Raw genomic sequence first — 23,323 nt, 5'->3', positions numbered from 1 at the left:
TATGGCCGCGCCCCATAGCGCGGTCTATGCCTGCACCAAATCGTCCTCGGCGTAAGGCTTGATCGGTTGCCAGCGGCGCAACAGCATGTACAGCGTCGGGATCACGAACAGGGTGAAGAAGGTGCCGACCAACAGGCCACCGACAATCACCAGACCAATCTGCTGACGGCTTTCCGCGCCCGCACCACTGGCAATCGCCAGGGGCAAGGAGCCAAGCACCATGGCGCCAGTGGTCATCAGGATCGGCCGCAGGCGCTGCACCGAGGCCTCGACGATCGCCTGGCCCAGGGCCACACCTTCGCGCTGCAGGTGGTTGGCGAACTCGACGATCAGAATGCCGTGCTTGGTAATCAGGCCGATCAGCGTAACCAGACCGATCTGCGAGTAGATATTCAACGTACCGCCGAACAGGGTCAGCGCCAGCAGTGCCCCGGCCATCGACAAGGGCACGCTGAACAGGATGATCAGCGGGTCGGTGAAGCTCTCGAACTGCGCCGCCAGCACCAGGAAGATAAACGCCAGGGCCAGGACGAAGATCAGCAAAATCCCCGAACTCGATTCCTTGTAGTCCCGCGAGGTGCCGGTGTAGTCGTACTGGGTATCCGCCGGGAACACCTCGCGCGCCGCGTCCTCCAGGTAATCCAGCGCCTCGCCCAGGGTGTAGCCAGAGCCGACGTTGGCGCTGATGGTCACCGCGCGCAGCTGGTTGAAGTGGTTGAGCTCACGTGGCGCCACCGTCTCGCGCACCGAGATCAGGTTGGACAGCTGCACCATGCTGCCATCGCCCGCCCGCACATAAACGCGGTCAAGGTCCTGGGGGTTGCGCCGGTCGATGTCCTGCAACTGCACCAGCACGTCGTATTGCTCGCCGTTCTGCTTGAAGCGGGTGACCTGACGGCTACCGAACAGGCTTTCCAGGCTGCGACCGATGGTTGCCACATCGGTGCCGACGCTCACCGCCTGCTCGCGGTTGACCTCGACCTTCAACTGCGGGGTGTTCAGCTTGAGGTCGCTGTCCAGGCTTTCCAGGCCGGGGTAGCCGCGCACCTGCTCGATCAACTGGGCGACGTAGGTCTGCAGCTCGGCGTACTCCATCGACGAACGGATAACGAAGTTGATCGGCTGGTTGCGCGCGCTCTGCCCCAGGGGCGGGCGGTTGACCGGAAACACGCGCATGCCGGCGATATCCTGCAGCTTGGGCAGCAGCTCGTTGCGAATTTCGAACTGATTGCGGCTGCGGTCGGCCCAGTCTTCCAGTTTCATAAAGGAAATGCCCTGGGCCACGGTCGGGAAGCCGGCGATGACCATATAGCGATTGGTCTCGGCAATGCTTTCGTAGGCCGCCTCGACTTCCCGGGCATAGCGCGCGGTGTAGTCGATGGTGGCGCCATCCGGGCCGTTGAATACGCCGACGATGGTGCCGGTGTCTTCGGTCGGCGCCAGCTCTGAACGCAGGCCGGAAAACAGCCAGACGCAGGCAATAATGGTCGCCAGCAACACCGCAAGCATCAACACCCAGGCACGCAGGGCCTGTTCGAGCAGGTGCCGATAACGGTAGGTAACGCCGTTGAGAAACCCTTCAATCAGGTTGTAAATGCGCCCGTGCTGCTCGTCTTTAACGTGGGCCTTGAGCAACACCGCGCACATCATCGGCGTCAGGGTCAGGGCGACGAAGCCGGACACCAGTACGGCGCCGGCCAACGTCCAGGCGAACTCGGTGAACAGCTTGCCGGTGATGCCCTGCATAAAGCCGATGGGCGCGAACACCGCAGCCAGGGTCAGGGTCATGGCGATCACCGCGAAGGCGATCTCGCGGCTGCCCTTGAGCGCCGCCGCCCGGGGGGCCATACCCTCCTCGATATGCCGGTGGATGTTCTCCAGCATGACGATGGCGTCGTCCACCACCAAGCCAATGGCCAGAACCATGGCCAGCAGCGTCAGGGTGTTGATGGTGAAGCCCATCAGCGACATCAGGGCGAAGGCGCCGATCAGCGACACCGGAATGGTCACCAGCGGGATGATGGTCGCCCGTAACGAGCGCAGAAACAGGAAGATGATCAGGATGACCAGCACCACCGCTTCCCAGATGGTGATAAACACGTTGTCGATTGACTCGCGGATAAACTGCGAGTTGTCGTTGGCAACCGCCATGTCCATGCCTTCGGGCAGCAGCGCGCGGACGTCCGGCAAGGCGGCGTTAAGGCCGTCGGAGATGTCCAGCGGGTTGGCCGTGGCCTGCTTGACCATGCCCATCGACACCGCCGGTTTGCCGCGATAACGCACCAGGCTGCGCTCATCACGCGCGGCGATCTCGGCGTGGCCGATGTCCGACAGGCGCAACAGGTAGCCGCGCGAGTCGTCGACGATCAGGTTGTTGAATTGCTCGGGGGTGTTCAGGTCGGTTTCCGACAACACAGTGAATTCGCGGTCGCTGGACTCGATACGGCCTGCGGGAATCTCCACGTTCTGCCGGCGAATCGCTGCTTCCACGTCCTGCACGGTGAGGTTGTGCGCGGCGAGTTTTTCCGGGTCCAGCCAGATGCGCATGGAAAAGGTTCGCGCCCCGCGCACCTGTACCTCGGAGACGCCCGGAATGGTTTGCAGGCGATCCTTGATCACCCGCTCCAGCACATCGGTGATCTCCATGGCGCTAAAGCGCTCGCTGAAGAAGGCCAGCCAGATCACCGGCTGGGCATCGGCCTCGACCTTCTGCACGATGGGCTCGTCGATCTCGTCCGGCAGCAGGCCGCGCACCCGGCCGAGGCGGTCACGCACGTCGTTGGCTGCCTCATCGGCATTGCTGCCCAGGCGGAACTGCGCGGTGATCTGGGTGTTTTCCGAACGGCTGATCGAGCTGACGAAGTCCAGCCCATCGATCCCGGACAACACGTCCTCGATCGGCTGGGCAACCTGCGATTCCATGATCTCCGGGCTGGCGCCCGGGTAGGTGATGTTGACCGTGACAATCGGCACATCGATATTCGGATACTCGCGCACCGCCAGGCGGTCATAGGCCATCAGGCCCAGCAATACGACGATCAGCGAGAGGACGGTGGCAAAAACCGGGCGGCGGATGCAGATGTCCGACAGCGTCATGCGCCCTGCTCCACCGCCTTGGTACGCACGCTCATACCAGGGTTGACCTTTTGCCAGCCGGCGCTGATCAGGGTCTCGTCACCCGTGAGGCCCTCACGCACCTCGACGGCACCGTTGCTGCGCTTGCCCAAGGTCACCTCGCGGCGCTCCACCTTGCCGTCGACCACCAGGTTGACGAACAACTGGTCGCCAATCGGCATCACTGCAGCCTCGGGAATGATCAGCGCATCGGGGCGTTCGGCGAGGATCACCGACACCCGCACGAACTGCCCGGGACGCAGCCGGCGGTCATCGTTGTCGATGTGCGCGCGGATATCCTGACTGCGCCCGGCCACGTCCAGGCGCGGGTTGATCGCATAAATTTCCCCGATAAAACGCTCATCGGGGAAGGCATCCAGGGTGATTTCCACCGACTGGTTGAGGCGCACCTGGCTGACGGCTTTCTGCGGAATGCGGAACTCGACCTTGAGTGGGTCGAGCACCTCCAGGTTAATGATGTCCTGACCGGCAGTGAGGTAGTCCCCCGCGCTGACCTGACGCAGGCCGAGCACCCCGGAATAAGGGGCGAGGATTTCGGTCTTGTCCAGTCGCGCCTGGGCCAGGGCCAGACTGGCCCGTGCGGCTTGCTGCTGGGCGCTGGCCTCATCAAGGGCCTGGGCATTGCTGGCGCCGCGCTTGAAGAGCATCTGCGCGCGCTCGAAGTTCTTCTCGGCGAGGTTGAGGTTGGCCCGGGCCTGGGCGAATTCGGCGCGGGCGATGGCATCATCGAGGCTGACCAGCAAGGCACCCGCCTCGACCGCCTGGCCCTCGCGAAAATGCAGCGTGGCCAGACGCCCATCGATTTCCGGCCGGATCATCACCGACTCGTCGGAGCGCAGCGAACCGAAGGTCACCAGTTCGTCACGCACCAAGGTCTTTTTTGCCTGCACCACCTCGACCAACGGCCCTTCGGCGGCCTGCAAGGGCGTTGCCGCCAGCAGTGCACAGACGGCGGCGAACACCCATACCCGGGAAAACATAGACAGCCCCTTTTGTTCTGTAGAGGCCGAGTCTAACGGTGTCACCGCGTGACTCAGCCACCAAGATGTATCCCGATATTATGCAAGCCCGGACCTACTGACGCATGCCGCGCCCGCTGACCAACAGGTGAATACAGGCAGCGTAGAGCACCGCCGTGGCCACCAACATAAAGCCAATCGCCACGCCGATGCGGATGTCGGACACCCCGAGGATGCCGTAACGGAAGGCATTGACCATGTGCAGCACCGGGTTGGCCATGGACACCGACTGCCAGAACGGCGGCAACAGGGTAATCGAGTAGAACACCCCGCCCAGGTAGGTCAGCGGCGTCAGAACGAACGTCGGGATGATCGAGATGTCGTCGAAGTTGCGCGCGAACACCGCATTGATAAAGCCGCCCAGGGAGAAGATGGTCGCCGTCAGCAGCACCACCAGCACGGTTACCCCCAGGTGATGCACCTGCAGATGGGTGAAGAACAGCGACAGCAGCGTGACGATCAGCCCCACCGCCAAGCCTCGCAGCACACCGCCGGTGACGTAGCCCACCAGGATGATGTGCGGCGACACCGGCGAGACCATCAACTCCTCGATGGAGCGCTGGAACTTGCTGCCGAAGAAGCTCGACACCACGTTGCCATAGCTGTTGGTGATCACCGACATCATGATCAGCCCCGGTACGATGTACTCCATATAGGTGAAACCACCCATGTCACCGATCTGCCGGCCGATCAGATTGCCGAAGATCACGAAGTACAGAACCATGGTGATGGCTGGCGGCAGCAACGTTTGTGGCCAGATTCGGGTAAAGCGCCGCACCTCGCGGTAGACAATGGTGCGCAGGGCGACCAGGTTGGCGGCCAGCTCGCTGTTCAGGTATTCCGTGCTCATACCGCCCCCTTCGCCAGATTCTTTTCGACCAGGGAGACGAACAGTTCCTCCAGGCGATTGGTCTTGTTGCGCAGGCTCAGCACCTCGATCTGCTGCTGCGCCAGCTGACGGAACAGCTCGGTCACCCCCATGTTCTTGTCCACCTGTACTTCCAGGGTGTGGTCATCGACCCGCACCACCGGGTAGCCCAGCAGTTGCGGCACCGCCTGCAGCGACCCCTTGATATCCAGCAGGAAGGTTTCTACGTGCAGCTTTTTGAGCAAGGCCTTCATGCTGGTGTTTTCCGCGATGCGGCCGTGATCGATGATGCCGATATTGCGACACAGCTGCTCGGCCTCCTCCAGGTAGTGGGTGGTGAGGATGATGGTGATGCCTTGCTCGTTAAGCTCGGTGAGAAAGCTCCACATCGAGCGGCGCAACTCGATGTCGACCCCCGCCGTCGGTTCATCGAGAATCAACAGACGCGGCTGGTGCACCAGGGCGCGGGCGATCATCAAACGCCTTTTCATCCCCCCCGACAGCTCACGCGAGGGTGTGTCGCGCTTATCCCACAAGCCCAGCTGGGTGAGATACTGCTCGGCCCGCTCGCGGGCGATACGCGCCGGTATGCCGTAATAGCCGGCCTGGGTCACGACGATGTCGAAGACCTTCTCGAACTGGTTGAAGTTGAATTCCTGTGGCACCACGCCGAGGCAGCGCTTGAGTGCCGACGGCTGGGTATCCAGGTCATGACCGAACACCGACACCGTGCCACTGCTCTTGGTCACCAGCGTGGAGAGGATGCCGATAGTGGTGGATTTACCGGCCCCGTTCGGCCCGAGCAGAGCGAAAAAGTCGCCCTCGGCCACATCGAGATCAATGCCATGCAACGCCTGAAAACCGTTGCCGTAAGTCTTGGTCAACTGCCGGATGGACAGCGCAGTAGTCATGGAAATACACACACCTGATGGATGAATAGATAACGGTGAGGGTTACATCGAGCAACACAAGCGTAGCGCGCCAGTCTACCGCCAGCCCGAGCGCAGGCCCACCATCAATACAAGCTCGAAGCCCGTTTACTCCTGAGGCGAGCAGCCACAAACCCTATCATCACGCAGCGCCCCGCGTACGCGTCGGTCATTGATGTTGCTCATCAACGTCGCTCATGACGGAGCAATAAGCCGAACTCGCTGAGCCACCGGCGGTCATTAACCAGAGGCATAGACGTGGTAGACGAGCGCCTGCTGGATTGAGCATTCACCGCAAAAAGGAAGCCTTGGCTAAGCCAGTCTGTTGAGCACTTGAGACGGGGCGGCTAGCAAAGTACGCACCCTTACAACGCAAAGCAGACACAATGGCCCGGACTCCTTGAGCGGCATCAACTCCAACAGGTTCTTGACCCTGCGCTGTGCCTGAGTCGTTATCGACGACTAAGCTCGTGACGGAGCGCCTGCCGCGCCCGTCATCACGGAGGATTGTGCATGCTTGCTGTCTGGTTGATCGTTCTGGTGCTTGGCACTGCGTATTTGGCGCACCTGCGGGTCGCCCCCCTTCCCGCTCTGGGCGCCGTCGCCGTTTACCTGCTGGCCATGGGCGCGTTCAGCCATGCGCCTGGGTGGCTGCTGATTGTCTTCTGGCTACTCTGGCTGGCGGTGGCCATCCCCTTGGCACTGCCGGACCTGCGTCGCAAGTATTTCACGGCGCCCTTGTTCGCCTGGTTCCAGCGCGTACTGCCGCCGATGTCGGCCACCGAGAAGGACGCCATCGAAGCCGGCACGGTCTGGTGGGACGGTGAGCTGTTCAGCGGTCGCCCCAACTGGGACACCCTGCTCGCTTACCCCAAGGCCACGCTGACGGAAGAAGAGCAGGCCTTTATCGACGGACCGACCGAGGCACTCTGCGCCATGGTCAGCGACTGGGACATTGGCCAGCGCATGGACCTGCCGCCCGAAGCCTGGGCGCATATCAAACAGCACGGCTTCTTCGCCCTGATCATCCCCAAGGAGTACGGCGGTAAAGGCTTCTCCGCTTACGCCCACTCTCAGGTGGCGATGAAACTGGCGACCCGCAGCGGCGACCTGGCCTCCACCGTGATGGTGCCCAACTCCCTCGGCCCGGCCGAGTTGCTGTTGCACTACGGCACCGACGAACAGCGCAACCATTACCTGCCGCGCCTGGCCAGCGGCGAGGACATTCCCTGCTTCGCCCTGACCGGCCCGCTGGCTGGTTCGGATGCTGGCGCCATGCCAGACAGTGGCATCGTCTGCAAGGGCAACTGGAACGGTGAGGAAGTCATCGGCCTGCGCCTGAACTGGGAAAAACGCTACATCACCCTCGGCCCGGTGGCGACCCTGCTGGGCGTGGCCTTCAAGGCCTACGACCCCGAGCACCTGCTGGGCACGGAAGAAGACCTGGGCATCAGCCTCGCGCTGATCCCTACCGACACTCCCGGCGTGGAAATCGGCCGTCGCCACCTGCCCCTGGGCGCCGCCTTTATGAACGGCCCCAACGCCGGTAAGGATGTATTCATCCCCCTGGACTACCTGATCGGCGGACAGCCCATGCTCGGCAAGGGCTGGATGATGCTGATGAACTGCCTGTCAGTGGGCCGCTCCATTTCACTGCCGGCGGTAGGTACCGGTGCAGCCAAGTTCACCAGCCTGGTCACCGGCCAGTACAGCGAGATCCGTGAGCAATTCAATGTGCCGCTGTCGGCCTTCGAGGGCATCCAGGAAGCGCTGGCGCGGATTGGCGGCAACGCCTGGCTGATGGACGCGGCGCGCATCCTCACAGCCAATGCCGTCGACTTGGGGGAAAAGCCCTCGGTGCTCTCGGCCATCCTCAAATACCACCTCACCGAGCGTGGCCGCGAGTGCATCAGCCACGCCATGGATGTGCACGGCGGCAAGGGCATCATCATGGGGCCCAACAACTACCTGGGTCGCAACTGGCAGGGCGCGCCGATCTTCATCACCGTCGAGGGGGCGAACATTCTCTCGCGTAACCTGATGATCTTTGGCCAGGGCGCCATTCGCTGCCATCCCTATGTGCTCAAGGAAATGGCCCTGGCCGGTCGCGAAGACCGCGACCAGGCGCTGCTGGAATTCGACGAACTGCTGCTGCAGCACATCGGCTTCGCGGTCGGCAATGCAGCCAGCACCCTGGTTCTGGGCCTGAGCTTCGGCCTGCTCGGCGCAGCACCCGGTGATGCCGTGAGCCGCCCGTACTTTCGCGCGCTCAACCGTCTGGCGGCGGCCTTCGCCCTGCTTGCCGACACCAGCATGATGCTGCTCGGCGGCGAGCTGAAACGCCGCGAGCGCCTGTCAGCACGCCTTGGCGATGTACTCAGCCATCTCTACCTGGCCTCGGCCGCACTCAAGCGCTACCACGACCTCGGCAGCCCAGAGCACAGCCGCGTGCTGCTGCGCTGGGCCCTGGAAGAAAGCCTGGGCAAAGCCGAAGACGCCCTCGATGGCCTGCTGGAGAACTTCCCCAGCCGGATACTGGGCGGCCTGCTGCGCGTGGTGGTCTTTCCCTTCGGGCGCCGGCACAACGGTCCGGATGATCGCCTGGACGCCGAAGTCGCGGCGATCATCGGGCGTAATGCCGGCGATCCGGCGCTGGAGCAACTGCTAGAAGGCTGCTACCGCCCGCAAAGCGCTGACGACGCGGTCGGCGCGCTGCAACACGCCCGCGACCAACTGCTGGCAGCCGCCCCGCTGCACAAGAGGCTGCACAAGGCGCTGAAAGCCGGCGAACTCAGCGAAGTGCCCGAGCACAACCTGATCGACAGCGCCGTCACCCAGGGCATACTCAGCGAAGAAGAGGGCCAGCGCCTGCAATTGGCCGAACGCGCCCGGCGCGTGGTGATTGATGTGGACGACTTCGCCAAGGAAGAACTGCTCGCCACACCCGGCAAAGTGCGCTGACGGACCATGCAGGACAGCGGGCGCGTGGAGCTCTATACTCCTGCGCCCGTTTTACTTAACAGGATTTGCCCCATGGCCAATGCGCACCTCGACCACCACCTCGCCCTGCTCAACCACCTGCGCGGGATTCTGGTAGCCCTGGGTGAAGCCGAACAGATTCTCGATGACAGCCACGCCATGTACCTGGAACGCTACGACGAACTGCTCGCTGACCTGCCCCACGACCAGGAAGGCAGTCTCTACCTGGGCCAGGATTTGATCAGCCAGATTTTCCAGCGCTACCCGCAAATCGCCCACCTGGTCCCGCGGGACCTGCTGTGGTTCTTCGGCGGCGATTGCCTGCATTTTATGCCCGACGAAGAAATCGAGATGTACCAGAGCCTCGAGGAGCGCCGCTTCTACGCACTGGAAAACGACGAACCGTTCGACTGGAACCAGGAAAAGCAGTTGCTGGCCATGCCCGCTAGCGGTAACGCGCACTAAGCGCGCAACCGATACGCGAATAGCCCGCCAGACAGGTGTCAGCGGGCTTTAGCAAGCGCTGTATAAATCGCAGAAACGAAAACGCCGCTCAGTGAGCGGCGTTTTCGTTATTTTCTTTCGAAAATGGAGCGGGAAACGAGACTCGAACTCGCGACCCCGACCTTGGCAAGGTCGTGCTCTACCAACTGAGCTATTCCCGCATACAAAATGGCGTCCCCTAGGGGACTCGAACCCCTGTTACCGCCGTGAAAGGGCGGTGTCCTAGGCCACTAGACGAAGGGGACATTGCCCGGAATCCGTTATTGCTTTCCGGCTTCCTTCACTTTGCCGTTTCAGGCATTGCGCTGGAAGTGGCGCGCATTCTATGGAGCCTTTGAAGGCTCGTCAACCACTCTGCAAAATATTTTTAAAATCAACGACTTCACAATGCTTTAGCACATCGAGCGAAGTCCTGTGCTATGAGCTAAGCCGCGAAGGCACTACACTCGATCGCACTACCAGTGCCCGAGAGGTCGTTAAGGATGTCCCCGCTCGTGATAACCCTGCTGATTGTCGGCGGCATCGTCATCCTGATTACGATTGCCTACATCAACAATCTGGTCGAAAACAACAAGTTGGAAAAGGCGCGCCTCAAGGCGGATCTGACTGATCGCGTACGCCGCCTGGCCGAAGCCTCTGAGGGCTTGCCCGGCCAGTTCATGACGCCCGCATTGAAGCTTATGCTGAGCAACCTGCAGGTCCACTTCCTCGAGCGTCTGCTATTGCTCGACCGGGGCAATGCAGCGCTCAAACGCCAGCTTGATGACCTGCGCCAGCAGATTGCTCTGGGCGATTCCATCCCGGTGCGCAATCCGCCGCAGAAGATCATTGCCGAAGCGCGCGCCAAGGATGTGCGTTTTCAACTGGAAAACCTGCACAACCTCATTACCCGCTGCGCCAAGGATGGTGTGCTGGGCACCAATGAAGCCAAGCTGTGGGTCCTGGAGATCCGCCACATGCTGGTGATGCTGCATATCGAATTGTTTACCAATATCGGCATGCAGGCAGTGCAGAGCAATCAGCCTGGCCCCGCCCGTCTGGCCTTCGAGCGCGGCGTGCAGTACCTGCGCAAACAACCGGACCCGACCCGTTACCAGGCACCCCTGCAAAAGCTGGAAGCCCAGCTGGCGCGTGCCAACGCCATGGTGGTGGACATGGGCAAGCCGGCTGCCGAAGACAACAGTGAATTGATCGATGGCCTCAAGGCTCTCGACAGCGACGACGACTGGAAGAAAAAATCTCTCTACGACTAATCGAGATATGCCATGAGCCTGATCGTATATGGTGCTGCACTGTCACCCTTCGTGCGCAAAGTCAGGCTCTGCCTGGCATACAAAAATCTTGCCTACAACCTGGAACTCATCCTGCCCACCAATCAGCCAGACTGGTATCGAGACATTAGCCCTCTGGGCCGTATACCCGCGTTCAAGGATGGCGACACCAGCCTCGCCGACTCCAGCGTCATCTGCCAATACCTCGACGAACAGTATCCCGAAACACCTCACCTGCTCGGCCAGACAGCCACCCAGCGCGCCCAGGTCCGCTGGCTGGAAAAATACGCGGACTACGAACTGGCGCCTCTGTGTACCTTCGCCGTATTCCGCAACCGCGCACTGTTGCCCAGCATGGGTCAGCCCTGCAACGAGTCGGCCGTGCAGGCTGCGCTGCACGACAAGCTGCCGCGGCACTTCGATTATCTGGAACGGACGCTGAGCGCCGCGCCCTACTTCGTCGATGACCAGCTTTCACTGGCCGACCTGGCAATCGCCTGCCAACTGATCAACATGGAACACGGCGGCGAAACCCTCGATGCCGCACGCTGGCCCAACCTGGCTGCGCACTATGCGCGTATGCGCACGCTGCCGATTGTCGAAGAGGTAGTGACGGGCGAACAAAAAATGCTCGCCCGGATGAAGCCCAAAACGGACTGAGTAGCGCGCCTTAAGCCTGTTGCCGTTTTGATCGCAAATCGTATTGCCGCGAAAGAAACGGCAACAGCCCCTAGCAGTCACTGGCTGCCAGAAAAATTCGGCACAATTGCTCGACACCGGCCTGATCAGCCTCACTGAAGCGCCCCACGCTCGGGCTGTCCAGGTCCAGCACGCCAATCAGCCGGCCGTCCTTGACCAGCGGCACCACCAGCTCGCTGTTCGAGGCGCTGTCACAGGCGATATGCCCGGCGAATGCGTGCACATCCTCGACCCGCTGGGTCTGCCGGCTGGCCGCAGCGGCGCCACAGACACCCCGGCCAAAGGGAATCCGCACACAGGCAACCTTGCCCTGAAACGGCCCCAGCACCAGTTCGTCATGACGCGCCAGATAGAAGCCGGCCCAGTTCAGGTCATCCAGTTCGTGAAACAAGAAGGCGGCAAACTGCGCCGCGTTGGCAATAAAGTCCCGCTCACCGGCCAACAAGGCCTCTAGCTGCGCCGCGCGCAAGGCATGGCCGTCCAGCCCCTGCCCGGTTGTCTGTAAATCAATCATGTCTGTTGCTCCAGCAAGGCCAGGCCCACCCAATGGCGGGCGAATTGGTAGGCGCAGCGGCCATTACGATTACCGCGCCCTAGAGCCCAGCGAATAGCGGCCTTCTCCAGCGCCTCATCCCATTGCCAGGTCAGGTTTGCCGCCTTGGCGTGCACCTCAAGCCAGTGCCGCACCACTGACAGAAAATGTTCTTGGGTGAAGGGGTAGAACGACAGCCAAAGCCCGAAACGATCGGATAACGCGATCTTGTCCTCGACCGCCTCGCTGGGGTGCAACTCGCCATCGACGCGCTGCCAGTTGGCATTGTCACTCTCTCGCTCGGGCAGCAGATGGCGGCGGTTGGACGTGGCATACAGCAACAGGTTGTCCGGCGCCCGCTCCAGCGAGCCATCGAGCACGCTCTTGAGCACCCGGTAATCACCCTCGCCCGCCTCGAACGAGAGGTCATCACAGAACAGCACGAAGCGCTGGGGCAGGTGCTGAAGTTGCTCCACGAGCCGTGGCAGATCGGCCAGATGATCGCGCTCGATCTCGATCAGGCGCAGGCCGTTAGCCGCATGCTCGGTCAGCAAAGCGCGCACCAGCGAGGATTTTCCCGTACCACGGGCGCCCCACAGCAAGGCGTGGTTGGCCGGTAGGCCCTGGACAAACTGGCGGGTATTGCGCGCCAGTTGCTCGCACTGGGTATCGACGCCAATCAGATCGCTCAGGCTCAGGTCCAGGCTTACGGCCAACGGTTGCAGATAACCGCTGCTACCTTCACGGTGCCAACGCGCGGCCAGGCACTGCGCCCAGTCGATGGGCGTCCTGACCACAGGCAATAGGGGTTCTAGCCGGCTCATCAGCTGATCGGCGCGAGCCAGAAACGCATCTAACGGGGACTGCATGGCAGGCTCCTTGCTGGAAGAAAATGCCGCCGCCGCGTGCTGCCGAGTGACGAGGCAGATGGGCTATGCTTGGCAACGGACGGATACGAGACAACCTCAACCATGGATCTATCGCTCACACAGCGCCTTTCATTCAAACAGGCCGGGTTGACCGTGCTGGTGGCGTTTATCCTGGGGACCGCGCTCAGCCTGATTCAGGTGGGCATTGATTATGCCAGCGAAGACGCCTCCATCAACCGCGAGATTCATGCCCTGCTGGAAATCAGCAACAATCCCGCCGCCCGCATTACCTACAACATCGACGCCGAGCTGGCCCAGGAACTGGTCATGGGCCTGCTGCGCTCGCCGGCCGTGATCAGTGCAGCCCTCGTCGATACGGCCGACCGGCCCCTGGCCAGTGTCAGCCGCCCGGCCCTGGAAAGCCGCTACCGGGTGTTCAGCGATTCACTGTTCGGCTCGCGCCGGCACTTTGCGACACCTCTCGCCATCAGCCACGCCCCGGGTGAAGCCTTGGGTTTTCTCAAACTGGAAGTAGACACCTACGCATTCGGCAGCCACTTCCTCAACCGCGCCCTGCTCACCCTGGCCACCGGCTTCGCCCGCAGCCTGCTGTTGTCGCTGATTCTGCTGGTGCTGTTCTATTTCATGCTGACCAAACCGCTGGTCCAGGTCATCCGCGCGCTCAGCGAGCGCGACCTGAGCAGCCCCGACCGCACACGCCTGCCCTGCCCGCCTGGCCATGAGCACGACGAAATCGGCATCCTGGTACAGGTTACCAATCAGCATCTGGACAGCATCAGCACAGAAATCGAGCAGCGCCGTGGCGCAGAAGATCGCCTGACCCAATACCTGAGCGAGCTGGAAAACATCGTGTCAGCGCGTACCAACGAACTCAGCGCCACCAACCAGCGCTTGATCGAATCGAACCACGAGCTGGAAGCCGCACGCCGCCAGGCCCTGGACATGGCCCAGGCGCGCTCGGCCTTTCTGGCCAACATGAGCCACGAAATCCGTACCCCGCTCAATGGCCTGCTCGGCATGCTCGCGCTGTCCCTGGATGGCCCACTGAACAGCGAGCAGCGCCAGCAACTGTCGATCGCCCATGACTCGGGCACGGTGCTGGTCGAACTGCTCAACGATATTCTCGACCTGTCCAAGTTCGAAGCCGGCCAACTGGAGCTCGAACAGATTCCCTTCAACCTGGGCAACCTGGTCGAAGACACCGCCAGCCTGCTCTCGCAGAACGCCTCTCCTGGCGTAGAGCTGACCTGCCTGATCGACCCGCAATTGCCTGTCCAGTTGGCCGGTGACCCGACGCGGGTGCGCCAGATTGTCAGCAACCTGTTGTCCAATGCCTTGAAATTCACCCGCTTCGGCCGGGTCGACGTCCAGGTCGAGCGCACTGCCGAAGGCGTAGCCATCCATGTGCGCGACACGGGTATCGGCATTGCCGAGGCGGCAATCAATCGTATTTTCCAACCCTTCGCCCAGGGCGGTGCGGGCATCGCCCGGCAATTCGGCGGCACAGGGCTGGGCCTGGCCTTGACCCGTCGGTTATGCGAGGCAATGCGCGGGAAGCTGGAGGTCAGCAGCCAGGAGGGTTTCGGCAGTTGCTTTACAGCCAGTCTGCCGCTGCACAGCCAGGACGGCCCAGCAAGCGTGCCGCACCTCAAGGGTCGCGTGGTTGCACTGACGTCCAGTCGCTCCGGCCTGGCCGCGGTACTCGAACAGACACTGCCAGCCTGGGGTCTGGCGTATCAACGACTGGACACCGACGCCAGCCTGGCCGGCTTAAGCGTCGACCTATTGATCAGCGACTGCCCGGAATGCCTCCCGACCCTGCGCAGCAGCAACCCGGTACCCATTCTGCTGGTCACCCGCTACGGCAGCTTTCTGCCGGCTGCAGAGGCGCGTGCGTTGGCGCCGCTTGAGCAACTGCCTCACCCACTGTCGCGCCACTCCCTGCTGCAAGTGCTGCAACGCCGGCTGACGCCACAACCGCTTACGGCGGCCAGCAGCAGCCCCGCGGCAACCCAGAACAGCACGCGCCGCCGTGTGCTGCTGGTCGAGGACAATGCGGTCAATCAACTGGTCGCCAAAGGGATGCTTGGCAAACTCGGGCACGATGTCCTGCTGGCTAACCAGGGCGCCGAGGCCCTCGATATGCTCACCCGCGAGACCGTGGACCTGGTGCTGATGGACTGCAATATGCCCGTTATGGACGGCTACGAGGCCAGTCGGCGCATCCGCCAGGACGTCCGCTACGCGGATTTACCGATCATCGCGCTAACGGCCAATGCCCTGCCGGATGAACGCGAGCGCTGTCGCGCCGCAGGCATGAACGATTACCTGGCCAAACCCTTTCGCCGCGACGAATTGGCCAGCCTGCTGAACCAATGGCTGCCTGCCACTGATGACTGAACACAGAGGTTCTAATTATTGACCGGGTTCAGGCGATCCAGCAGCTCGCCCAGCTGCAAGCGTAAACGGTCCAACTCCTGCGTATCGACACCATGCTGACACAGCAGCGCGTGCTTGAGCGGCGCGACCCGAGTCTGCAAGGCCTGGCCCGCCTCACTCAGGTACAGGTGCACCTCGCGCTCATCCACAGCACCGCGCTGACGCCGCAATAGGCCAAGTTGCTGCAGGCGCTTGAGCAAGGGGGTCAGCGTGCCTGAATCGAGCTGCAACCGCGCGCCCAGGGCCTTGACCGTAGGTTGCGCCGGCGGACTGCCCTGCCACTCCCAGAGCACCAGCATCACCAGGTACTGCGGGTAGGTCAGGCCAAGCGCTTCGAGCATCGGCTTATAACCGCGAATGACGGTCCGCGAGGCGGCATACAGCTTGAAACACAGCTGGTTGTCCAACTGCAGGGATGCATCGAAATCACTCATTTGAGCAGGGCTTCGATCTCGGCAGTCAGGTCTTGCGGCTTGGTGGTAGGGGCGAAACGCTTGACCTGGCTGCCGTCGGCACTGATCAGGAACTTGGTGAAGTTCCATTTGATGCCCTGACTCCCCAATAGACCCGGGGCACGCTTCTTGACCTGCACGAACAGCGGATGAGCATCCGCGCCGTTGACATCGACCTTCTTGAACAGTGGAAAGGTGACCCCGAAATTCAACTCGCAGAACTCGGAAATCGCCCCTTCATTGCCCGGCTCCTGCTTGCCGAACTGATTGCAAGGGAAACCCAGCACAACCAGACCACGATCCTTGTATTGCTGCCAGAGACTCTCCAGCCCCTTGTACTGCGGGGTGAACCCACATTTGCTGGCGGTATTGACCACCAGCACGGCCTTGCCGGCGAAATCGGCGAGCGTGGTCTGCTCACCTTTGATGGTGGTCAGCGGAATATCGAACAATTTATCGGTCATGGCGAAACCCTACAGAAATGAGGCAACCAAAATAGTGCGCAATTGAATTGCACACTATTTATATTCAGAAAAATAAGGCCCGCTGATGGCGAGCCATAGGTCGAACCTGCCACACACAGCTAGCTGCGCGGCACCAGCTTCAGCGATACCGAGTTTATGCAGTAACGCAGCCCAGTCGGCGCCGGACCGTCAGGGAATACGTGGCCCAGGTGCGCGTCACAGCGCCCGCATTTCACCTCGATGCGGTGCATGCCGTGGCTGAAGTCGTCGACGCTGGTGATGACATCCTTGCCCAGCGGCTGAAAGTAGCTGGGCCAACCGCTGCCGGAATCGAACTTGGCATCCGAATCGAACAAGGCCTCGCCGCAACAGGCGCAGTGGTAAATGCCTGGGGTCTTGCTGTCATGGTATTCGCCGGTGAAAGCGCGTTCGGTGCCACCCAGGCGACACACATGAAACTGAGTGTCCGACAGCTCTTCGCGCCAGGCATCCAGAGGTTTCTCGAGCTTATCCACGACACATACTCCTCAAGTGAAAAATCGCCGAAGCGATTGTTGACGCCGCATACCTTGGTGGGCACACCGCAAAAAAGCCCGGTAGGCACCTTTGCCAAGATCAGGCTGCGACGTATCATTCGACGCCAGTCTGTCACCGGCGTTACAGCCTGCCAAGGCTCAAGCGATCGAGTCTTTTACAAGGTTGTTCAACAGCGCCTCACCTCTCGGGAACCCCACATGCAGTTCAGCAAATCGAACAAGCTCGCCAATGTCTGCTACGACATCCGTGGGCCGGTGCTCAAGCACGCCAAGCGTCTCGAAGAGGAAGGCCAGCGCATCCTCAAGCTGAATATCGGCAACCCGGCGCCGTTTGGTTTCGAGGCCCCCGAGGAAATTCTCCAGGACGTTATTCGCAACCTGCCTACGGCCCAAGGCTACAGCGACTCCAAAGGTCTGTTCAGCGCCCGTAAAGCGGTGATGCAGTACTACCAGCAAAAGCAGGTCGAAGGCATCGGCATTGAGGATATCTACCTGGGCAACGGCGTGTCCGAACTGATCGTCATGGCCATGCAGGCGCTGCTCAACAATGGTGACGAAGTGCTCATCCCGGCGCCCGACTACCCGCTGTGGACTGCGGCCGTGGCGCTGTCCGGTGGCAAGCCGGTGCACTACCTGTGTGACGAGCAGGCCGGCTGGTTCCCTGATATCGCCGACATGCGCGCCAAGATCACCCCCAACACCAAAGCCCTGGTGCTGATCAACCCGAACAACCCAACCGGCGCGGTGTACTCGCGCGAGGTGTTGCAGGACATCGTCGAGCTCGCCCGCCAGCACAACCTGGTGGTGTTCTCCGACGAAATCTACGACAAGATTCTCTACGACGAAGCCCAGCACATCTGCACCGCCTCCCTGGCCCCGGACGTGCTCTGCCTGACCTTCAACGGCCTGTCCAAGAGCTACCGCGTGGCGGGTTTCCGTTCAGGCTGGGTGGCAATTTCCGGCCCCAAGCACCGCGCACAGAGCTATATCGAAGGCATCGACATCCTCGCCAACATGCGCCTGTGCGCCAACGTGCCGAGCCAGCATGCGATCCAGACCGCCCTGGGCGGCTACCAGAGCATCAATGACCTGGTGCTGCCGCAAGGCCGCCTGCTGGAGCAGCGCAACCGCACCTGGGAGCTGCTCAACGACATCCCGGGCGTCAGCTGCGTCAAGCCGATGGGTGCGCTCTATGCCTTCCCGAAGATCGACCCCAAGGTTTGCCCGATCCATAACGACGAGAAATTCGTCCTCGATCTGCTGCTCTCGGAAAAACTGCTGATCGTCCAGGGCACTGCCTTCAACTGGCCGTGGCCGGATCACTTCCGCGTGGTCACCCTGCCGCGCGTGGATGAGCTGGAGATGGCCATCGGGCGCATCGGCAACTTTCTGAAAACCTACCGACAATAAACGGAGCACGCCATGCCTGCGGCCCCTCGCTACCTGCTCACCGGCGCCAGCTCCGGCATTGGCGAAGCCCTGGCCCACGCCCTCGCCGCCCAGGGTTTCGACCTGGCCCTGGCGGCGCGGCGCGAAGACGCGCTGCACAACCTGGCCCATAGCCTGCGTGAGCGCCACGGCCGTCAGGCTGTTGTTCTGCCACTGGATGTTACCGACTACGCAGCCTGCAAAGACGTGGTCGGCCTGGCCGCGCACGCCCTCGGCGGGCTCGACGGCATCATCGCCAACGCCGGCATCGCCCAGGGTGGACGCAGCGGCAGCGAAGGCCAGTTCGAGCGCGACAAACTGACCCTGGAAACCAACCTGCTCGGCACCATCGCCTGCCTGGACGCGGCCTGCGCGCTGTTTCGCGAGCAAGGCCACGGCCACCTGGTCGCCATCGCCTCGGTCGCTGGACAGCGCGGCCTGCCGCGCAACGCCGCCTACTCGGCAAGCAAGGCAGGGCTGATCCGCTACATGGAAGCGCTGCGTGCCGAACTGCACCACACAACCCTGGCGACCAGCCTGATTCTGCCGGGATATATCGACACCCCACTCAATGCCAGCCTGCGCAGCCGGCCCTTCCTGATTCCCGTCGAGCGAGGCGCACGCCTGATTGCCCGGCATATCGACCGTAAACGCGCACTGGCCTACGTACCGGGCTGGCCCTGGGCGATCCTTGGCCGCCTGCTGCCACTGCTGCCCACCGCGCTGGTGGCGCGCCTCTGATGGACCTGCATATCGACGACTTCTACAAGGACGCCGCGGCGGGCCTGCTGGCGCTGTACCAGGCCTTTCCGCGACGTATCGACCTGTATGTCGAAGACCTGATCGGCCGCGAAGAGCCGGACGAGTTCGGCCTACCGAGCAAACGCCACCAAGCCTGCCTCGGCACTCTGCTGTGGCTGGCCGAAGAAGGCTACCTGCGTTTCGAAAGCACCATCGCCTACGACGCCCTCGACCAGGCCGTGCTCAGCGAAAAAGGCTTTCTGCGCTTGAGCCGCAGCACACTTCATGCGCTAACCGACGGCGAGGCACTGCCACCGAGCGTACGTCGCGTACAGGGCACGCTGGCCTTTCAACTGCGTGACGCCCTGGCGCAGCACCACAGTGAACGTATCGCCCGCCTTACCCGCCTACTGTTCGCAAGCAACCTGAGCGAACCCAAGCCGGCCGCAACCAAACAACAGGCCGATGACGTCGATGACTGAGTGCCCGCTGGCATTGGCACGGCACAAATATCCCACCTGCAGCCCACGCAGATGGGCAGCGACATAGTTTGAAATAGTCCCTAGGTTGAAGCGCCGGGGTGCCCGCCCTTATATAGCCGGCATATTGAACACATCTATCCCTTTGAGGAGTCGTTTCACACCATGATGCGCATTTTGCTGTTCCTGGCTACCAACATGGCGGTGTTGATCATCGCCAGTATCACCCTCAAGTTGTTGGGGGTGGATCGTTTTACCGGCCAGAACTACGGAAGCCTGTTGGTTTTCTGTGCCGTATTCGGTTTTGCCGGCTCGCTTATCTCGCTGTTCCTGTCCAAGTGGATGGCGAAGATGAGCACCAAGACCGAAATCATCACCCAGCCGCGCACCCGCCATGAACAGTGGCTGCTGCAGACTGTCGAGGAGCTGTCGCGCGAAGCCGGTATCAAGATGCCGGAAGTTGGCATCTTTCCGGCCTATGAGTCGAACGCCTTCGCCACCGGCTGGAACAAGAACGACGCCCTGGTCGCCGTCAGTCAAGGGCTGCTGGAGCGCTTCTCGCCCGACGAAGTGCGTGCAGTACTGGCCCACGAGATTGGTCACGTGGCCAATGGCGACATGGTCACCCTGGCACTGATCCAGGGCGTGGTGAACACCTTCGTGATGTTCTTCGCGCGGATCTTCGGCAACTTCGTCGACAAGGTCATCCTCAAAAACGAAGACGGCCCGGGTATCGGCTATTTCGTGGCAACCATCTTCGCCGAACTGGTCCTTGGTATTCTGGCCAGCATCATTGTCATGTGGTTCTCGCGTAAACGTGAGTTCAAGGCCGACGAAGCCGGTGCCCGCCTGGCGGGTACAGGCGCGATGATCGCCGCCCTGCAACGCCTGCGCGCCGAGCAAGGGGTTCCCGTTGAGATGCCTTCCAGCCTGACGGCCTTCGGCATCAATGGCGGCCTGAAAAACGGCCTGGCTGGGCTGCTGCTGACCCACCCGCCACTGGAAGACCGTATCGAAGCGCTGCGTCAGCGCGGCTGATACTCAGCACCACCTGGACAAGGCGACCTGCGGGTCGCCTTTCTTTTGCCTGTACGATCGACTGATCGAGAAAGTCGATTACTGCGCTCGAATTTCCCTGTTTGATCCCCTGCGACCCCTGATCAAAGATGGCCCATCGATCAGGAGCCTCCCATGCTACCCAGCCTTTTCATTTCCCATGGTTCGCCCATGCTGGCCCTTGAACCTGGCGCCAGCGGCCCAGCTCTCGTGCAACTGGCCAGTCGTATGCCGCGGCCCACAGCCATCGTGATTGTCTCCGCCCACTGGGAAAGCCAGGCACTGCGCGTCAGCAGCGGCGCCCGGCCACAAACCTGGCATGACTTCAGAGGCTTCCCTCCTGCGCTGTACAGCGTCGAATATCCCGCGCCAGGCGACCCAGTATTGGCGCGAACAGTCATCGCCCTGCTCGCTGCGGCGGGACTGGAAGCACAGGCCGACAGCGAACGCCCCTTTGACCACGGCACCTGGGTGCCACTGTCTCTGCTCTATCCCCAGGCCGATATACCGGTGGTGCAGATTTCCCTGCCCAGCCGCCACGGCCCTGCCCTGCAAACCCGCATTGGCCGCGCCCTGGCAGCCCTGCGCGGGCAAGGCGTGCTGCTGATCGGCTCTGGCAGCATCACCCACAACCTCGGCGAGCTCGACTGGCAGGCAGGCCCACACAGCATCCAGCCCTGGGCCAAGGCGTTTCGCGACTGGATTGTCGATGCCCTGGCCAGCGATGATGAATCGCGCCTTCACGACTATCGGCAGCAAGCGCCCTTTGCTCAGCGCAACCACCCCAGCGACGAGCACCTGCTACCGCTGTTCTTCGCCCGCGGTGCCGGCGGCGCCTTTCAGGTGGAGCATGGCGGCTTCACCTATGGCGCACTGGGCATGGACATCTACAGCTTCGCCTGAGTCTGGTGCTCGCCAAACAACAGGCATAAAAAAAGCCCCGCACTTGGCGGGGCTCCTTTGATTCAGCGAAGCATCAATCTTCGCGATAACGACGCAGCTTCAGGGGCTTGCCACCTACGCGGGTATCTTTCAGCTTGGTCAGCAGACGCTCTAGGCCTTCTTCCGGCAGCTCGACCAGGCTGAAGCTCTCGCGCACCTGGATGCGACCGATGGCTTCGCGGACCAGGCCGCCCTCGTTGAGGATGGCACCGAGCAGGTTCTTCGCGGCGATACCGTCCCGCGCACCCAGCGCGGTACGGCAACGGGCACGGCCTTCGGCCAGCGGTACCGGTGCACGACGCTCACGGCTGCCATCACGCTCAGGACGTTCGCCCCGGTCGCTGCGCTCGCTACGTTCACGGGTGCCAGTGCTGCTCGGCACCAGCGGCTGATCGCGCTCGACGTCAGCCAGGGTCAGGGCCTGGCCATTGGTGGCCTTGCGCAGCAGGGCTGCGGCCAGGGCACGCGGGCTGCAGCCGATATCGGCGGTCAGACGATCCAGCAGCTCACCATGGCTGGCTTCGGCGTCCGCTACCAGCGGTGCCAGGCTGTTGGTCAGTTTCTTGATGCGTGCGTCCAGCACTTGCTGGGCATTCGGCAGCTTGACCTCACCGACCTTCTGCCCGGTCACACGCTCGATCACCTGCAGCATGCGGCGCTCACGCGGCGTCACCAGCAGCAGTGCACGGCCGGTACGGCCCGCACGGCCGGTACGACCGATACGGTGCACGTAGGATTCCGGATCGTAGGGCATGTCCACGTTCATCACGTGGGTGATACGCGGCACGTCGAGACCACGGGCAGCGACGTCGGTGGCGATGACGATATCCAGGCGACCGTCTTTCAGGGACTCGATGACGCGCTCACGCTGGTTCTGCGCAATATCACCGTTCAGCGCGGCAGCCTTGTAACCCTTGGCTTCCAGCGCGGCGGCCAGGTCCAGGGTGGCTTGTTTGGTGCGTACGAAACCGATCAGTGCGTCGAACTCTTCGACTTCCAGCAGGCGCAGAACAGCAGCGTGCTTCTGGTCGGCGTGGACCATCAGGTGCGCCTGCTCGATGGCAGTCACGGTCTGGGTCTTGGTTTCGATCTTGACGTGCTTGGGGTCACGCAGGTGTTTTTCTGCAATGGCGCGGATCGAGTGCGGCAGCGTGGCGGAGAACAGCACCGTCTGGCGGCTTTCCGGCATGGCCTTGAAGATCACTTCGAGGTCGTCCATAAAGCCCAGCTTGAGCATTTCGTCCGCTTCGTCGAGCACCAGGTGCTGGATGGTCGACAGCACTTTCTCATCGCGACGCAGGTGGTCTACCAGGCGGCCCGGCGTGGCCACGACGATCTGTGCGCCATTGCGGATGGCTTTGAGCTGCGGGCCCATCGGTGCGCCACCGTAAACGGCGATGACATTCACGCCCGGCATTTGCTTGGCGTAGGTTTCAAAGGCGGTGGCAACCTGCAGGGCCAGCTCACGGGTCGGCGCGAGGATCAGCGCTTGCGGCTGGCGCTTGGCCGGGTCGATGCGGCTGAGAATTGGCAGGGCGAAAGCTGCAGTTTTGCCGGTACCGGTCTGCGCCTGGCCGATCATATCGTGGCCGGCGAGGATCACTGGAATCGCTTGTACCTGAATAGCCGAAGGCTCTTCATAGCCAGTGGCGATGACAGCAGCGAGAACATTGGGGTTGAGATTGAGTGCGGCGAAGCCGCCAATTTCCTGGGTCATGGGTCTGCCTCTAGTGCATCCGCAAAGACCCATGTTCCAAAGCTGCGCATGCCGTGTACGACCCGAAAGTCACCCTGGCAGCCCTGTAGGCGGGGATTTGCGAAAACGTGTGATAAATGAATCGTCAAGGGTAGTTCGCAAAGCGAACTGACTGCCGAAGTCAACCTCCGGGCGAGTTGTGCAACCTGAACGTGGCCATGAATTGACCGGCGCGCACTATACCGGAAAACCTGACAGCTGTGC

At 62.0% G+C, this 23,323-nt stretch carries 20 protein-coding genes and 2 tRNA genes; 10 read left to right on the top strand and 12 right to left on the bottom strand.

Annotated elements, in window-relative coordinates; genetic code table 11:
- Positions 1 to 24: 24 nt before the first annotated feature.
- The 4 genes from BMW49_RS01315 to BMW49_RS01300 form a co-directional block, all read right to left on the bottom strand.
- A complete protein-coding gene (locus BMW49_RS01315) occupies positions 25 to 3,096 on the bottom strand; it encodes an efflux RND transporter permease subunit (RefSeq protein ID WP_069516902.1) in 3,072 nt (1,023 codons plus the stop codon).
- Positions 3,093 to 4,115 carry an efflux RND transporter periplasmic adaptor subunit gene (locus BMW49_RS01310; RefSeq protein WP_069516903.1) on the bottom strand — a complete coding sequence of 341 codons (1,023 nt, stop codon included), beginning with the start codon at positions 4,113 to 4,115 and terminating at the stop codon, positions 3,093 to 3,095. Before BMW49_RS01310 ends, BMW49_RS01315 begins: the two co-directional genes overlap by 4 nt.
- A gap of 94 nt (positions 4,116 to 4,209) precedes the next feature.
- A complete protein-coding gene (locus tag BMW49_RS01305; protein ID WP_069516956.1) occupies positions 4,210 to 4,989 on the bottom strand; it encodes an ABC transporter permease in 780 nt (259 codons plus the stop codon).
- An 11-nt stretch (positions 4,990 to 5,000) separates the two neighbouring features.
- Positions 5,001 to 5,933: an ABC transporter ATP-binding protein gene (locus BMW49_RS01300; protein WP_069516904.1), complete on the bottom strand. Its 933-nt coding sequence runs from the start codon at positions 5,931 to 5,933 to the stop codon at positions 5,001 to 5,003.
- Between the two features lie 531 nt (positions 5,934 to 6,464).
- Between BMW49_RS01300 and BMW49_RS01295 the strand changes: the two genes are divergently transcribed.
- Both BMW49_RS01295 and BMW49_RS01290 read left to right on the top strand, forming a co-directional pair.
- A complete protein-coding gene (locus BMW49_RS01295; RefSeq protein WP_069516905.1) occupies positions 6,465 to 8,912 on the top strand; it encodes an acyl-CoA dehydrogenase in 2,448 nt (815 codons plus the stop codon).
- A gap of 72 nt (positions 8,913 to 8,984) precedes the next feature.
- On the top strand, positions 8,985 to 9,395 hold the full coding sequence (locus BMW49_RS01290) for a PA2817 family protein (protein WP_069516906.1): 411 nt from the start codon (positions 8,985 to 8,987) through the stop codon (positions 9,393 to 9,395).
- Positions 9,396 to 9,519: 124 nt separating this feature from the next.
- Here BMW49_RS01290 and BMW49_RS01285 read toward each other — a convergent pair.
- Positions 9,520 to 9,595, bottom strand: a tRNA-Gly gene (locus BMW49_RS01285).
- Positions 9,596 to 9,603: 8 nt separating this feature from the next.
- Positions 9,604 to 9,679 (bottom strand) — tRNA-Glu (locus BMW49_RS01280).
- Between the two features lie 237 nt (positions 9,680 to 9,916).
- Between BMW49_RS01280 and BMW49_RS01275 the strand changes: the two genes are divergently transcribed.
- Both BMW49_RS01275 and BMW49_RS01270 read left to right on the top strand, forming a co-directional pair.
- Complete coding sequence (locus BMW49_RS01275) at positions 9,917 to 10,687, top strand: hypothetical protein (protein WP_069516907.1); 771 nt, start codon at positions 9,917 to 9,919, stop codon at positions 10,685 to 10,687.
- Positions 10,688 to 10,699: 12 nt separating this feature from the next.
- Positions 10,700 to 11,365 (top strand): glutathione S-transferase family protein, encoded by a 666-nt coding sequence (locus BMW49_RS01270; RefSeq protein ID WP_069516908.1) that lies wholly within the window; start codon positions 10,700 to 10,702, stop codon positions 11,363 to 11,365.
- Between the two features lie 70 nt (positions 11,366 to 11,435).
- Here the strand turns inward: BMW49_RS01270 and BMW49_RS01265 are convergent, their stop codons facing one another.
- Positions 11,436 to 11,918, bottom strand: coding sequence for a GAF domain-containing protein (locus tag BMW49_RS01265; protein ID WP_069516909.1), 483 nt, complete (start codon positions 11,916 to 11,918; stop codon positions 11,436 to 11,438).
- Positions 11,915 to 12,805, bottom strand: coding sequence for an ATP-binding protein (locus tag BMW49_RS01260; RefSeq protein WP_069516910.1), 891 nt, complete (start codon positions 12,803 to 12,805; stop codon positions 11,915 to 11,917). The genes BMW49_RS01265 and BMW49_RS01260 overlap by 4 nt, the downstream gene beginning before the upstream one ends.
- A 102-nt stretch (positions 12,806 to 12,907) precedes the next feature.
- On the opposite strand from BMW49_RS01260, the gene BMW49_RS01255 reads away from it, so the two are divergent.
- On the top strand, positions 12,908 to 15,226 hold the full coding sequence (locus BMW49_RS01255; protein ID WP_069516911.1) for a hybrid sensor histidine kinase/response regulator: 2,319 nt from the start codon (positions 12,908 to 12,910) through the stop codon (positions 15,224 to 15,226).
- An 11-nt stretch (positions 15,227 to 15,237) separates the two neighbouring features.
- Here BMW49_RS01255 and BMW49_RS01250 read toward each other — a convergent pair whose 3' ends face one another.
- From BMW49_RS01250 to msrB, 3 genes are all read right to left on the bottom strand, one after another.
- Positions 15,238 to 15,699: a MarR family winged helix-turn-helix transcriptional regulator gene (locus BMW49_RS01250; RefSeq protein ID WP_069516912.1), complete on the bottom strand. Its 462-nt coding sequence runs from the start codon at positions 15,697 to 15,699 to the stop codon at positions 15,238 to 15,240.
- A complete protein-coding gene (locus tag BMW49_RS01245; protein ID WP_069516913.1) occupies positions 15,696 to 16,181 on the bottom strand; it encodes a glutathione peroxidase in 486 nt (161 codons plus the stop codon). The genes BMW49_RS01250 and BMW49_RS01245 overlap by 4 nt, the downstream gene beginning before the upstream one ends.
- A 119-nt stretch (positions 16,182 to 16,300) precedes the next feature.
- The gene (gene msrB / locus BMW49_RS01240) at positions 16,301 to 16,696 is read right to left on the bottom strand and encodes a peptide-methionine (R)-S-oxide reductase MsrB (protein ID WP_069516914.1); all 396 of its coding nucleotides are present in this window, start codon (positions 16,694 to 16,696) and stop codon (positions 16,301 to 16,303) included.
- Positions 16,697 to 16,915: 219 nt separating this feature from the next.
- Here msrB and BMW49_RS01235 point away from each other — a divergent pair, with 219 nt between their 5' ends.
- The 5 genes from BMW49_RS01235 (at position 16,916) to BMW49_RS01215 (ending at position 21,324) form a co-directional block, all read left to right on the top strand.
- Positions 16,916 to 18,127, top strand: coding sequence for a pyridoxal phosphate-dependent aminotransferase (locus tag BMW49_RS01235; protein WP_069516915.1), 1,212 nt, complete (start codon positions 16,916 to 16,918; stop codon positions 18,125 to 18,127).
- 12 nt (positions 18,128 to 18,139) lie between these two features.
- A complete protein-coding gene (locus BMW49_RS01230) occupies positions 18,140 to 18,886 on the top strand; it encodes an SDR family NAD(P)-dependent oxidoreductase (RefSeq protein WP_069516916.1) in 747 nt (248 codons plus the stop codon).
- Positions 18,886 to 19,368: a hypothetical protein gene (locus BMW49_RS01225; RefSeq protein WP_069516917.1), complete on the top strand. Its 483-nt coding sequence runs from the start codon at positions 18,886 to 18,888 to the stop codon at positions 19,366 to 19,368. The genes BMW49_RS01230 and BMW49_RS01225 overlap by 1 nt, the downstream gene beginning before the upstream one ends.
- 162 nt (positions 19,369 to 19,530) lie before the next feature.
- Positions 19,531 to 20,403, top strand: a complete 873-nt coding sequence (htpX, locus tag BMW49_RS01220) for a protease HtpX (protein ID WP_069516918.1) — start codon at positions 19,531 to 19,533, stop codon at positions 20,401 to 20,403.
- A gap of 153 nt (positions 20,404 to 20,556) precedes the next feature.
- Positions 20,557 to 21,324: a DODA-type extradiol aromatic ring-opening family dioxygenase gene (locus BMW49_RS01215; protein ID WP_069516919.1), complete on the top strand. Its 768-nt coding sequence runs from the start codon at positions 20,557 to 20,559 to the stop codon at positions 21,322 to 21,324.
- Between the two features lie 73 nt (positions 21,325 to 21,397).
- Here the strand turns inward: BMW49_RS01215 and BMW49_RS01210 are convergent, their stop codons facing one another.
- The gene (locus BMW49_RS01210) at positions 21,398 to 23,080 is read right to left on the bottom strand and encodes a DEAD/DEAH box helicase (protein ID WP_069516920.1); all 1,683 of its coding nucleotides are present in this window, start codon (positions 23,078 to 23,080) and stop codon (positions 21,398 to 21,400) included.
- Positions 23,081 to 23,323: the final 243 nt, after the last annotated feature.

The sequence above is a fragment of the Pseudomonas cuatrocienegasensis genome (assembly GCF_900110925.1).
GTDB lineage: Bacteria > Pseudomonadota > Gammaproteobacteria > Pseudomonadales > Pseudomonadaceae > Aquipseudomonas > Aquipseudomonas cuatrocienegasensis.
The sequence above is the reverse complement of the archived record's forward strand: the minus strand, read 5'-3'. Positions and strand labels throughout refer to the sequence as shown.